Source organism: Streptomyces sp. A012304 (genome assembly GCF_026008495.1).
Classification (GTDB): domain Bacteria; phylum Actinomycetota; class Actinomycetes; order Streptomycetales; family Streptomycetaceae; genus Streptomyces.
Map to the genome: position 1 here is coordinate 38,866 of NZ_BQUN01000034.1, position 12,722 is coordinate 51,587.

Here is a 12,722-nt window from a genome sequence, read left to right on the forward strand (position 1 = left end):
GTTCAGCCGCCGAGGGCCAGCCAGGGCCGCGGGTCGGCGTAGTAGCCGTCGTACACGACCTCGAAGTGCAGATGGGGACCGGTGGACAGGCCGGTGGAGCCGACCCGGCCGACGGGCGTTCCGCTCCGCACGGCCTGTCCGACGGTGACGTCGAGGGCGGAGAGATGGCTGTAGGTCGTCTCCAGCCGCTTGCCGTCGATGGTGCCGTGGTCGACGACGACCCGGTTGCCGTACGCCCGGGTCATGGCCGCGAAGACGACCCGGCCCTCGCGGGCGGCGACGACCGGAGCACCCTGCGGCGCGCCGAAGTCCACGCCGGTGTGGAGTTTCGTCACGCCGGTGAGGGGGTGCTCGCGGGAGCCGTAGGGAGAGGTGATGACGAGGGTGGTGACGGGCGAGGCCAGGATCGCCTCCGCGGTGCCGCCGCCGGTCGAGGGCTCCCGGTCGAACGCCTGGTAGCGCGCGAAGAGGGCCTTCACCTCGGTGAGATAGGTGCGGGCCCCGTCGGGCACCCGGCCCGCCTCGGCCACCGCCTTCGTCCCCACGGCGTAGGCGGCGAGGGTGAGGTCCACGAGGTCGCCCGTGACGGTGCCCTCGGTCCGCAGCTCGGTGACCTTCCCGGCGAGGGAGCAGTCCTGCCGGCCGAGCGCCATGATGGCGTCGGCCGGGTCGCGCGGCGAGGACCGTCCGTTGCCGTCGTCGTCCCGGCCCCAGGTTCGCCACTCCGCGTCCGTGAAACCGGCGATGCCCTGCTCCCCCGACAGCCCTCCGGTGTCGTCGCGCCAGCCGGAGAGCTGGTCGATCTGGGCGGCGAGCACGGACGGCGTGACGACGGTGCAGACCGCGGCGGCCTTGCGCAGCCACGGCCCGTACGTCTCGTTGACGCCGCTCGCCACGTCCTGCCGCGTTCCCTCGCCGGAGTCCGAGGGCAGGCCGCCCGTCAGGGCGAGGAAACCGGCCACCGCCGCCAGGGTGACCAGGCCCGGCAGCACCAGCAGGGCGAAGGGGCCGGGCCCGCGCCGGCGTGGGGTGCTGCCGCTCTGCCGCGGCTGAGGCGGGACGGCCGGTGTCTCGTGCGGGTGGATGTCGACGGTGCCGTCGTCGCTCACCGCGTCGGCCGTCCGGGGAGGATCCTGGTGCTCACGGGCGGACGCTAACCCGCCGTACGGCGGGGGTCACCGGACGGGAAGGCAGAGGTCCCCGTCCCCAGGGGCAGACCTGACACGTCCGCGCGGCCCTGCGCGCCGGGACCGTAGGCGACGGGGAAACCGGGGACGGGAGCGTGGACGTGGCCGGTGGGCGGCACGAACGGCGGCGGGGGCGGCAGGGGTGCCGGCGCCGGGGCCGTCCGCGTCGGCGGGCGGCGGCGGGCGAGCCACAGGACGGCCGCGGCGTACAGGGCGATGCCCGCGAGGTCCACCACCACGGCCTGCCAGGGCATGTCGGCGGCGGTCTCGTCGCCGCGCAGGCCGTCGACGACGGCGGCCGAGGTGCCGAAGGCGATGAGGTTGTTCACCGCGTGCAGGCCGACGGCCGCCTCCAGGCCCCCGGTGCGCACGGTCAGCCAGCCGGCCACCACCCCGAACACGGTCAGGTCGACGAAACCCCCCAGGGTGCCCCAGCCGTGGGAGACGGCGAACAGGAGCGCCTGGGGCACCACCGCCCACCACGGCGAGCGGAGGAAGGCGCCCACCGCCTGGACGAGCCAGCCGCGGAAGGCGTACTCCTCGGCCGCCGCCTGGAACGGCACCAGGACCACCAGCACGGCCAGCGCGGTGCCGAAGGTCTCCCAGCCCGCCCACCGCTGCGGCGTGCCGTCCGCCACGGGCAGCAGGTACATCACCCCCGTGGTGAGGGCGAGGACGGGCAGGGCCGCCAGCGCGCACAGTCCGAGCAGGCGCCACCGCAGGGCGCCAGTCACGGAGGACACCGTGCCGGCCGGCCTGCGGCCGATCCAGCGCACCGCGAGCAGCACCACGGGGATGGCCGCGGCCAGGAGCAGCAGGTCGACGGCGGTGCCCGCCAGCGGCCCGAAGTCCACCCACCCGTCCGGCCCCTCGGGGTAGCCCCTCAGGTCGCCCAGGGCGGAGAGAAGGCCGTAGAGCAGGCCCACCAGGAGCACGTACACCACGATCACGAACAGGGTTCCCAGCACCGGACGCCACCAGCGGTGACGGCCCGACACCAGGGCCAGCCGGTGGTAGGCGAGGGGTTCGCTCGGGCTCGGATTCATCATGCACACCAGCCTTCCGCCCGGTCCGCGCCACCACGTCGGCCCGCGGCACGAACGGCGTCTCCATCGGAGGGTAGAGACCGGCCTCCTCCCCGGGACCGGCGCCCGGCCGTCGCGCCCCGTCTAGGCTCGTCGGCGACATGGAGACGACAAGGAACTGGCTGCTCCCCGCCCTGCTCGCCGTCACGCAACTGGTGTGGCTGTGGTCCGGAGCGCCCCTGGCCGGCCGGACGGTCCCCGAGGCGGTCGCCCTCGCCGGCGTCGTGTGCGCGCAGGCCGTGGAGACGGTGGCGCTCGGCCGGCGCCGACAGGCCCCGGTCCGCACGCTGGCGTGGACACTGGGCGCGCTCGTCCTGGGCCAGATCGTCTGGAGCGACGGTCATTTGGGGCTGGGCACGCCGGTCGCGCTGTACTCGGTCGCTGTGCACCGCCCGCCGGCCGTGACCGTCCGGGCGGTCGCCGTGGTCGTGGGCGTGGAGTGGCTGCTGTCCCTCGCCCGCATCGGATGGCGGCCCGCGCTGGCCGCGGAGTGGGCGCTCGGCGCGCTGGTGTACGTCGTCTGCGCCGGTCTCGGCGAGGCCCGGCGTCAGTGGCTCAAGGGGCGCTCGAGCGCGGCCCGGCGGCTGGCCGGCGCGGAGGAGGCCCGGCGGCGGGCGGGCGAGACGGAACGGCAGCGGCTCGCCCGGGAGTTGCACGACGTGAGCGCCCATCACCTGACGTCCGTGGTGATCACCGCGGACGCGGCGCGCAGGCTGGGCGCCGGCCGGCCCGACATGACCGCCGAGGCGCTGGCGTTCGCGGACCGCACCGGCACCGAGACCCTGACGGCGCTGCAACGGCTCGTCGGGCTGCTGCGGCACGTGGAGCGGCCCGACCCGCGTCCGATGACCGCGCGCATCGAGGAACTGATCGCCGGATTCGGCCGGTTGGGGCTGCCCCTCACCACCGCGCTCCCCGACGACCTCGCCGGACCGGCGGCCGAGGCGGTCCACGGCATCGTCCGCGAGGCCCTGACGAACGCCCTGCGGCACGCGCCGGGTGCCACGGCGTCCGTGCGGGTCCGGCGCGAGGACGGCGTCCTGCGACTGACCGTGGACAACACCGCCCCGCGCGGCCCCGCCGCGCACGGCGTCCACGGCCTGGGGTCGGGGCGCGGGCTCGCCGGGATGAGGGAGCGGGCGGCGGCCGTCGGCGGGGAGCTGACGGCCGGTCCCCGGCCGGACGGAGGCTGGCGGGTGCGGGCCACGCTGCCCGACGGCACGGGGCCGTGGCGGCCGCCCGAGGAGGCGCACCGGCGCGATGTGCTGCGCGAGCAGCGGCTGGCCGATCCCGCCCTGGTGTTCGCCGCGGCGGCGCTGCCGCTGGTGTTCGCCCTGATCGGTGCGGAGGAGTGGCCGCGGGCGAGCGTGCGCGAGGCGGTGCCCGGGCTGCTGGTGCTGACCGTGCTGCTGATCGTCCACGCGCTGCCCCTGCTGTGGCGTCGGCGGGCCCCGTGGGCCGCGCTGCTGGGCGTGCTGGCGTCGTCGTGGCTGTGGCCCGCGGCGGTCGCCTGGGCGTCGGTGCCGTCGCGAGTTTCGCAGCACTTCGCCGCCGGAGCGGTCGCGGAGCTGCTGGCGGTGTACGCGGTGGCGGTCTACGGCCGGGGTGCCGCCCGCACTTGGCCGGCCGTGGGCGCGGCGGCGGTCTCGCTCGCCGGGGTCCTCGTCGCGACGGCGGGCGCGGACGGCGAGTTGTCGCAGGACGGCTCCGCGCTGTTCGTCGCCGTGTTCCTGTTCCTGTCGCTGGGCGTCGCGCTGACCGTGGTGTTCGGCTGTCTGTGGGGCGTCGGGCTCGTCGTGCGCCGCCGACGGCTGCGGGTGCTGGCCGACGAGGACTTCGCGCTGGCCGGTTCGCTGTGGCAGGCGGAGCGGGCGGCGGACGCCGAGCGCCGCCGCCTGGCGGGGAGACTGCGCGAGGCGGTGCTGCACCGTACGGCGACCCTGGTCGAGCGGGCCCGGCAGGGACGTCTGGACGACGTGGCCGCCGAGGCCCGCTCGGCGCTCGCCGCGATGCGCGAACTGCTGCACACCCTGGGCGAGTCGGAGGAGCCGGGGCAGCGGGGGCTCGCCCCGGCGCCCACCCTCGCGGATCTCGACGCGCTGTGCCGGGGCCTGCGGACGGCGGGCCGGGAGGTGACCCTGCGGGGGCTGCCGGAGGCCGCGCGGGACCTGCCGCCCTCGGTGGCTCTGTCGGCGTACCGGATCGTCGAGGCGGCGCTCGGCGCGGGCGACACCGGTCCGGCCCGGGTCACCCTGAGACGGCGCCGGGACGCCCTGCGCGTCACGGTGACGGGCGTCCGCCTGGCCGTCGCCGGCCCGGTGGCCGAACGCCTGAGGGTGCAGGCCGGTACGGCGGCGGGCCGGATCATGTTCGAACCGGCCGGTATCGTGAGGGCGTCGCTGTCGGCCCGGCCTGGTCCGGCGCCCGTCCAGGAGGTGTCCCCGTCGCCGTACGTGTGATGGTCGTCGACGACCAGGCGGTGGTCCGTGCCGGATTCGCCGCGATCGTGGACGCCGAACCGGATCTGACCGTCGTCGCCGAGGCCGGTGACGGGGCGGGCGCGGTGGAGCTGGCCGCCGCCGAGGCGCCCGACCTGGTACTGATGGACATCCGCATGCCCGGGATGGACGGACTCACCGCGACCCGGCTCATCACCGCGTCGAAGAACCGGCCGCGGGTGCTGGTCCTGACCACCTTCGACCTCGACGCGTATGTGTACGAGGCGCTGCGCGCCGGGGCGTCGGGGTTCCTGCTCAAGGACGCCCTGCCCGAGGACCTGCTGTCCGCGATCCGGGTGGTGGCCGCCGGTGAGGGCATCCTGGCGCCGACGGTGACCCGCCGTCTGATCGACACGTTCGCGCGGGGCGCCCCGCGGCCGCCGTCCGTGACCGGCGCGCTGGGCTCCCTCACGCCCCGGGAGCGGGAGGTGCTGCTGCACATCGCCACGGGTCTGACCAACGCGGAGATCGGGGCGGCGCTCGGGGTGACCACGGGCACGGTGAAGACCCATGTGAACGCGCTGCTGTCCAAGCTGGGGCTGCGCGACCGGGTGCAGGCCACGATCCTGGCGTACGAGAGCGGGCTGGTCCGGCCCAGGGGGACGGCGGACGCGTAAGGGAAAGGCACCGCACCTCACAGCCGGCCTGATCCGAACGACAGGACCCCCTAGCCCACCTCGACCAGCAGGTCACCGCCCTCCACCTGCTGGATCCGGTTGATGGCGAGCCTGTTGACCCGGCCGGCCCTCGGAGCGGTGATGGTGGCCTCCATCTTCATCGCCTCGATGGTGGCCACCGTGGCGCCGGCCTCCACCTCGTCGCCCTCGGTGACCGCCAGGGTGACGACTCCCGCGAACGGCGCGGCGACATGACCGGGGTCGGACCGGTCGGCCTTCTCGGTGACGGGCGCGTCGGAGGCCGCCGCCCGGTCGCGGACCTGGATGGGCCGCAGCTGGCCGTTGAGGCTGGACATCACGGTCCGCATACCGCGTTCGTCGGCCTCACCGACGGCCTGGAGCTCGATCAGCAGCCGCACGCCCGGCTCCAGGTCGACGGCGTACTCCTTGCCCGGGCGCAGTCCGTAGAAGAAGTCCTTGCTGTCCAGGACGCTGGTGTCGCCGAAGGCCTGGCGGTGGGTGTCGAACTCGCGGGTCGGGCCGGGGAACAGCAGCCGGTTGAGGGTGGCGCGGCGGGTCTTCTCCAGGCCTTCGCGGTCCTCGGCGGTCAGTTCCGTGACGGGCTTGGGCTCGGCACGGCCCTGGAGGGCCTTGGTGCGGAACGGCTCGGGCCAGCCGCCGGGCGGGGTGCCGAGTTCGCCGCGCAGGAAGCCGATGACGGAGTCGGGGATGTCGTACCGGTCCGGCGTCGCCTCGAAGTCCTCGGGGTTCACCCCGGCGCCGACCAGGTGCAGGGCGAGGTCGCCGACCACCTTGGAGGACGGGGTGACCTTCACCAGGCGGCCGAGGATGCGGTCGGCGGCGGCGTACATCGCCTCGATGTCCTCGAAGCGGTCCCCGAGGCCGAGCGCGACGGCCTGGGTGCGCAGGTTGGACAGCTGTCCGCCGGGGATCTCGTGGTGGTAGACGCGGCCGGTGGGCGAGGCGAGGCCCGCCTCGAACGGAGCGTAGATCCTGCGCACGCCCTCCCAGTACGGCTCCAGGTCGCCGACGGCCTGGAGGTCGAGGCCGGTGGGGCGCTGGGAGTGGTCGGTCGCGGCGACGAGCGCCGACAGCGACGGCTGCGAGGTCGTGCCGGCCATGGAGGCCACGGCGCCATCGACGGCGTCCGCGCCGGCCTGGATCGCGGCGAGGTAGGTGGCGAGCTGCCCGCCCGCGGTGTCGTGGGTGTGCAGATGCACCGGCAGGTCGAACTCCCGGCGCAGCGCGGACACCAGGGTGGCGGCGGCCGGGGCGCGCAACAGGCCCGCCATGTCCTTGACGGCCAGCACGTGGGCGCCGGCCTCGACGATCTGCTCGGCCAGGCGCAGGTAGTAGTCGAGGGTGTAGAGCCGCTCGTTCGGGTCGGACAGGTCGGAGGTGTAGCAGAGGGCGACCTCCGCGATCGCCGTACCGGTCTCCCGTACCGCGTCGATGGCGGGGCGCATCTGGCCGACGTCGTTGAGCGCGTCGAAGATGCGGAAGATGTCGATGCCGGTGCCCGCGGCCTCCTGCACGAAGGCGTCGGTCACCTCCGTCGGGTACGGGGTGTAACCGACGGTGTTGCGGCCGCGCAGCAGCATCTGGAGGCAGATGTTGGGGACGGCCTCGCGCAGCGCCGCCAGCCGCTCCCAGGGGTCCTCGGCGAGGAACCGCAGGGCGACGTCGTAGGTGGCGCCGCCCCAGCACTCCAGGGAGAGCAGGCCGGGCAGGGTGCGGGCGACCGCCGGGGCGACGGCGAGGAGGTCCTTGGTGCGGACGCGGGTGGCGAGCAGCGACTGGTGGGCGTCGCGGAAGGTAGTGTCGGTGACGCCGATGGTCGGGGACTCGCGCAGCCACCGGGCGAAGCCCTCGGGGCCGAGACCGACCAGCCGCTGCCGGGAGCCCGCGGGCGGCTCGCCCTCGGGCAGCGGCGGCAGCTTGGTGGTCGGGTCGATCAGCTCGGGCCGTTCGCCGTGCGGCTTGTTCACCGTGACGTCGGCCAGATAGGTGAGCAGTTTGGTGCCGCGGTCGGCGGAGTGGCGGGCGGTCAGCAGGTGTGGCCGCTGTTCGATGAACGACGTCGTGACGCGCCCGGCCTGGAAGTCGGCGTCGTCGAGGACGGCCTGGAGGAACGGGATGTTGGTGGCCACGCCACGGATGCGGAACTCGGCCACGGCACGCCGGGCCCGGCCGATCGCGGCCTGGAAGTCCCGGCCCCGGCAGGTGAGTTTGACCAGCATCGAGTCGAAGTGGGCGCTGATCTCCGTACCCGCGTGGGTGGTGCCGCCGTCGAGGCGGATGCCGGAGCCGCCCGGAGAGCGGTAGGCGCTGATGCGGCCGGTGTCGGGACGGAACCCGTTGGCGGGGTCCTCGGTGGTGATACGGCACTGGAGGGCCGCGCCGCGCAGCGTGACGGTGTCCTGCGCCAGCCCGAGGTCGGCGAGGGTCTCGCCGGAGGCGATGCGCAGCTGCGCCTGGACGAGGTCGACGTCGGTGACCTCCTCGGTGACCGTGTGCTCGACCTGGATGCGCGGGTTCATCTCGATGAAGACGTGGTTGCCGTCCCGGTCGAGGAGGAACTCCACGGTGCCCGCGTTGCGGTAGCCGATCTGGCGGGCGAAGCGGACGGCGTCGGCGCAGATGCGGTCGCGCAACTCCGGGTCCAGGTTCGGGGCGGGCGCCAGCTCGATGACCTTCTGATGGCGGCGCTGGACCGAACAGTCGCGTTCGAACAGGTGGATGACGTTCCCCCGGCCGTCGGCGAGGATCTGCACCTCGATGTGGCGCGGCTCGACGACGGCCTTCTCCAGGAAGACGGTGGGGTCGCCGAACGCGGACGCCGCCTCCCGGGACGCCGCCTCGATCGCCTCCCGCAGCTGCGCGGGGTTCTCCACGCGCCGCATGCCGCGTCCGCCGCCGCCGGCGACCGCCTTCACGAACACCGGGAAGCCGATCCCGTCGGCGGCCCGCACCAGTTCGTCGACGTCGGTGGAGGGCGCCGAGGAGCCCAGCACCGGGACGCCCGCCGCGCGGGCGGCGGCCACCGCGCTGGCCTTGTTGCCGGTCAGCTCCAGGGTGCGGGCGTCGGGCCCGACGAAGGTGATGCCCGCCTCCTCGCAGGCGCGGGCCAGTTCGGGGTTCTCGGAGAGGAAGCCGTAGCCCGGGTACACGGCGTCGGCGCCCGCCCGGCGCGCCGCGCCGACGATCTCCTCGACGGAGAGGTACGCCCGCACCGGGTGTCCCGGCTCGCCGATCTCATAGGCCTCGTCGGCCTTCAGCCGGTGCAGCGAGTTGCGGTCCTCGTGGGGGAAGACGGCGACCGTGCGCGCTCCCAGTTCGTATCCGGCGCGGAACGCCCGGATCGCGATCTCACCACGGTTGGCGACCAGCACCTTGCGGAACATTCTGGATCCCTTCAGCCTGCCCGGTGACGGGACCATCGTGTCGGTGCGGTCCCGGGAGTGCCATGTGAGTCGGGCCACTCGGTCACCTGGTACCCGGCGCGGCCGGCCGGTCACGCCCCGGCCGGCCGGGCGCCGCGGCCGGTGGTCGGGCCCTGTCGGTCCGGGCCACTAAGCTCCGGCGCATGAGTGAGGCGGACAGCGACAGACGGGTCGTCGACGGGCGCTTCGAGCTGGTGGCACGGCTCGGGGGCGGCGGCATGGGCATGGTGTGGCGCGCCACGGACCTGGTGCTGCACCGCAGCGTCGCCGTCAAGGAGGTCCGCCCGCCCGACCCGGGGCTGGCCGAGTACGACCCGGCCGGGGCGCGGATGCTGCGGGAGCGGGTGCTGCGCGAGGCCAGGGCGCTGGCCCGGATCGACCATCCCAACGTGGTGACGATCCACCATGTGGTGGACGGGGGCGAGGACGGCTTTCCGTGGATCGTCATGGAACTGGTCAGCGGCGGTTCACTGGCCGACCGTCTCGCCCGCGGGCCGATGGACCCGGTCGAGGCGGCACGGCTCGGCCTGGAGATCCTGGCCGCGCTGCGCGCCGCGCACGAGGCCGGCATCCAGCACCGGGACGTCAAGCCCGCCAATGTGCTGCTGCGTCCCGACGGCCGCCCCGTGCTCACCGACTTCGGCATCGCCGCGATCCGTGAGGCGACGGCGCTGACCGCCACCGGATCCATCATCGGTACCCCGGACTACATGGCGCCGGAGCGCGTGTCCGGTCAGGAGGGCGGGCCTTCGTCGGATCTGTGGTCGCTGGCGATGATGCTGTACGCGGCCGTCGAGGGCCGGCATCCGCTGCGCCGCTCGACGACGCTGGCGACGCTGGCCGCCGTCCTCAACGAGGAGGTCCCGCCGCCGGTGCAGGCCGGTCCGCTGCGGGACGTGCTGACGCGGGTGCTGGTACGGGATCCCGCGGCCCGGCCGGACGCGCGGACGCTGGAGCGGATGCTGACCGACGTGGCGCAGGGGCGGGCGGGGGCGGCGCAGGACACGTACACCTCCTACCCCCTGTCCTCGCCGCAGGACACGTACACCTCCTACCGGCTGTCGCCGCCGCGGGGTGCGCCGACCGGCGAACCGGCCACTCGGCCGGGCGTGTTCGGACCGCCCGACCCGTCCTCGCCATACGGTTCCCCGCCCCACTCGTTCCCGCCATCCGCGTCTCCGTCAGCCGGGCACGGCGCACCGCCGCCGCCATGGCACGGCTCCCCCACGGCGCCCGGGGACGGCCCCGCCCCGTCGGTGACCGCCCCCGCCCGCCGGCCGGTCCGGCGTGGGCGCCGGGCCGCGTTCGCGCTGGCCGGCACGGGTGTCGCACTGGCCGGTGTCCTCGTGTGGACGCTGCTGCCGGACCAGGGCGCCGACTCCCCCTCCGGTGACTCGGCGAACCCGGCCCCGAGCGCCACCCGCTCGGCGAGCGGCGCGGCACCGGCGAAGGAGACCGGGCGGACCGCCACGACCGACCTGCTGACCGCGGACGGCATCCGCACCGCCATCGAGGCGTTCGAGACGGAGACCGGCCGGGACCGCTTCGGCAGCTTCTCGGTGTACCCGGAGTACGTTTCCGCGTACCTCATGGTGGAGGGCAGCGACACCCAGTACGACATGTACACGTACCGTCCCGGCGAGGGCGTGCGGAAGGGCATCATCAAGGGCTCGTTGTCCGGCGGGCGGCAGCCCGTGCGGCTGGACGGCTTCGCCTGGGACCGGGTGCCGGCGCTGCTCGCCGAGGCGGGGCGGAAGCTGAACGTGGACGCCCCGGACACCCGCTATCTGCTGCTGAGGGAGCCGAGCACGGTGTTCGACAGGCCGGCCGGGATGGCGGTCTACCTCAGCAACGCGTACGGGCAGAGCGGCTATCTGGAGGCCGACACCAAGGGCCGGGTGACCAAGGTGATGCCCTTCGAGGGGTAGCCGCTCCGCCCGTCGCCACGGGACCGGGGGACCGCGGGCCTCAGCCCTTGGCCAGTGTCCGCAGCGCGTCCGGGGTCCCGTTGAACCGGTCGTGGTCACCGACCGTGGGTCCGGTGGAGGTGTACTGCCAGAAGGTGTGGTACTTCCAGCCGGCCGGGAGCGGGCCCGGTGTGCTCGCGTACCGCGCGATCCACAGCGGGGTGGTGGCGGCGAAGCCGGCGTGGTTCCCGGTGCACTGCGTCCACCAGCTGGTCGCGGTGTAGATCACGGCGTCGCGGCCGGTGCGGGCCCGGTAGCGGCTGAGGAAGTCACCGATCCAGGCGACCATGCCGCTGGGCGACTTGCCGTAGCAGGCGTCGCCGTAGGGGTTCCACTCGATGTCGAGCACGCCGGGCAGGGTGACGCCGTCGCCGGACCAGCCGCCGCCGCGGTCGACGAAGTAGTCGGCCTGGGCCGCGCCGCTCGTGGTGTCGGGGGTCGCGAAGTGGTAGGCGCCGCGGATCATGCCGACCGCCTGAGAGCCGCCGTACTGTTCGCCGAAGTAGGGGTTGGAGTAGTAGGTGCCCTCGGTGGCCTTGACGTAGGCGAAGCGGGTGCCGTCGGCCCACAGGGTCGGCCAGTCGACGGTGCGTTGATGGCTGGAGACGTCCACCCCCTCCGGCTGGCCGGCCGCCCGGTCGGCGGGGGGAGCGCCGGAGCGGCCGTCGTGGGACACGACGCCCATCCCCATGTACGCCGTGCCCCGGGCGGGCACGGTGCGGGACGCGTCGGGGGACGGCGGCAGCGCCGTCCAGAGCAGGGACACGGCGACCGGGAGACCGGTCGCGTACAGACGAAGGCGGAGGGCCGCGGTTGCTATTCGATTGCGCACGCTCCCATCTGACGTGCTGTCGCCGCCGGCCGCACGCCGTGCGCGGCCGACGGCGGTGCGAACGGGTGAGGGCGGCGGTCCGCACCGGCCTCCCGATCGCGCCGCCGGCCGGTCGGGATCACTGCTTCTGGGCGTCGAGCAGCTCCTGGAGCCGGACCATGCACGGCGCGCAGTGGCGGTCGGTGTCGTGCGTGGGCTTCGCTCGGACGGCCGACAGGTCGGTGCCGCACAGACTGCTGTCGCCGTGCGGCGACACCACGTGCCATACGTGTCCACCGCCACCCGACGCGAGGCCCACCTTCATCTCGTACACGGTTCTTCCCTTCTGTCGGGCTTGCCTCCAGAAGACCGCGCACGCGGCCGCGCGTCCCGCCGGGCCGAGCCATTCGGAGTCATTCGGAGTAGCGCGTCCCCGAACGGCCGCCGTCCCGTGGCCCGGACCCGCCGGCCGTGTCATGGTTCGCTCATGCCGACGCCGGCCGGCACACGGTGAGGCCTGACACCTCGAAGGACATCTCGGTCGTCTCCGGGCCGGGCGCCGGATGGTAGCGGCCGGCGCACACCGACAGGTTCACGATGAGGTACGCGTGCCAGTCCTCGCCCACGCCCCGGCCGTCGGCGAAGACGGAGCGGCCGTTCAGGGACCAGACGACGTTCTCGGCGCCGAAGTCGACGGCGAGCCGGATCCGGCCGCCGGGGCGCACGGAATCGTCCCGGTGGTAGCGGTGGGCGCGGCGGACGTGGTGGGAGAACTCCAGCAGGTCGGGGTTGTCGGGGTGGTACTCGAAGACGTCGATCTCCTGGTCCCCGTCGCGCCAGGTCCAGATGGCGGGCCACGCGCCGGTCTCGACGGGCAGCCGGACCTCCGCCTCCAGGCGGTCCCCCGCCCGCACGGTGAAGCCCTCCTCGCTGCCCTCCGTGGTGAGCAGCCCGGTGTCCCACAGGCCGTCGGCGCGGCGGGTGGCCCGGAAGGCACTCCACCGGGGGACGGGCACGGACGTACCCATCGCCGGACACTGTCCCGCCGCTCGCCGGGCGCCGTCCCACAATGACCACGCGCGGGGGTCGTTGG

At 74.5% G+C, this 12,722-nt stretch carries 9 protein-coding genes; 3 read left to right on the forward strand and 6 right to left on the reverse strand.

The window, feature by feature from the left end; translation table 11 throughout:
- Positions 1 to 2 precede the first annotated feature (2 nt).
- Both ALMP_RS07300 and ALMP_RS07305 read right to left on the reverse strand, forming a co-directional pair.
- A complete protein-coding gene (locus tag ALMP_RS07300; protein ID WP_375803451.1) occupies positions 3 to 1,109 on the reverse strand; it encodes a peptidoglycan DD-metalloendopeptidase family protein in 1,107 nt (368 codons plus the stop codon).
- A 44-nt stretch (positions 1,110 to 1,153) separates the two neighbouring features.
- Positions 1,154 to 2,236 carry a CPBP family intramembrane glutamic endopeptidase gene (locus ALMP_RS07305; protein WP_264925411.1) on the reverse strand — a complete coding sequence of 361 codons (1,083 nt, stop codon included), beginning with the start codon at positions 2,234 to 2,236 and terminating at the stop codon, positions 1,154 to 1,156.
- Positions 2,237 to 2,373: 137 nt separating this feature from the next.
- Between ALMP_RS07305 and ALMP_RS07310 the strand changes: the two genes are divergently transcribed.
- Together ALMP_RS07310 and ALMP_RS07315 are read left to right on the forward strand one after the other, a co-directional pair.
- Positions 2,374 to 4,731, forward strand: coding sequence for a histidine kinase (locus tag ALMP_RS07310; protein ID WP_264925412.1), 2,358 nt, complete (start codon positions 2,374 to 2,376; stop codon positions 4,729 to 4,731).
- Positions 4,731 to 5,387 carry a response regulator transcription factor gene (locus ALMP_RS07315; protein ID WP_264925413.1) on the forward strand — a complete coding sequence of 219 codons (657 nt, stop codon included), beginning with the start codon at positions 4,731 to 4,733 and terminating at the stop codon, positions 5,385 to 5,387. The genes ALMP_RS07310 and ALMP_RS07315 overlap by 1 nt, the downstream gene beginning before the upstream one ends.
- A gap of 50 nt (positions 5,388 to 5,437) precedes the next feature.
- Here the strand turns inward: ALMP_RS07315 and ALMP_RS07320 are convergent, their stop codons facing one another.
- Complete coding sequence (locus ALMP_RS07320; RefSeq protein WP_264925414.1) at positions 5,438 to 8,812, reverse strand: pyruvate carboxylase; 3,375 nt, start codon at positions 8,810 to 8,812, stop codon at positions 5,438 to 5,440.
- Between the two features lie 182 nt (positions 8,813 to 8,994).
- Here ALMP_RS07320 and ALMP_RS07325 point away from each other — a divergent pair, with 182 nt between their 5' ends.
- The gene (locus ALMP_RS07325) at positions 8,995 to 10,779 is read left to right on the forward strand and encodes a serine/threonine-protein kinase (protein ID WP_264925415.1); all 1,785 of its coding nucleotides are present in this window, start codon (positions 8,995 to 8,997) and stop codon (positions 10,777 to 10,779) included.
- A 40-nt stretch (positions 10,780 to 10,819) separates the two neighbouring features.
- On the opposite strand, the gene ALMP_RS07330 is transcribed toward ALMP_RS07325, so the two are convergent.
- The 3 genes from ALMP_RS07330 to ALMP_RS07340 form a co-directional block, all read right to left on the reverse strand.
- Complete coding sequence (locus ALMP_RS07330; RefSeq protein WP_375803452.1) at positions 10,820 to 11,650, reverse strand: lysozyme; 831 nt, start codon at positions 11,648 to 11,650, stop codon at positions 10,820 to 10,822.
- Positions 11,651 to 11,768: 118 nt separating this feature from the next.
- Positions 11,769 to 11,963: a hypothetical protein gene (locus tag ALMP_RS07335; protein WP_264925416.1), complete on the reverse strand. Its 195-nt coding sequence runs from the start codon at positions 11,961 to 11,963 to the stop codon at positions 11,769 to 11,771.
- 151 nt (positions 11,964 to 12,114) lie between these two features.
- Positions 12,115 to 12,657, reverse strand: coding sequence for a beta-glucanase (locus ALMP_RS07340; protein ID WP_375803453.1), 543 nt, complete (start codon positions 12,655 to 12,657; stop codon positions 12,115 to 12,117).
- Positions 12,658 to 12,722: the final 65 nt, after the last annotated feature.

What these genes read in the sequence shown, in the direction of transcription:
- ALMP_RS07325 (WP_264925415.1), top strand. Translation starts at nt 8,995, where the DNA reads ATGAGTGAGGCGGACAGCGACAGACGGGTCGTCGACGGGCGCTTCGAG.
- ALMP_RS07340 (WP_375803453.1), bottom strand. Translation starts at nt 12,657, where the DNA reads ATGGGTACGTCCGTGCCCGTCCCCCGGTGGAGTGCCTTCCGGGCCACC.
- ALMP_RS07315 (WP_264925413.1), top strand. Translation starts at nt 4,731, where the DNA reads ATGGTCGTCGACGACCAGGCGGTGGTCCGTGCCGGATTCGCCGCGATC.
- ALMP_RS07320 (WP_264925414.1), bottom strand. Translation starts at nt 8,812, where the DNA reads ATGTTCCGCAAGGTGCTGGTCGCCAACCGTGGTGAGATCGCGATCCGG.
- ALMP_RS07305 (WP_264925411.1), bottom strand. Translation starts at nt 2,236, where the DNA reads ATGATGAATCCGAGCCCGAGCGAACCCCTCGCCTACCACCGGCTGGCC.
- ALMP_RS07310 (WP_264925412.1), top strand. Translation starts at nt 2,374, where the DNA reads ATGGAGACGACAAGGAACTGGCTGCTCCCCGCCCTGCTCGCCGTCACG.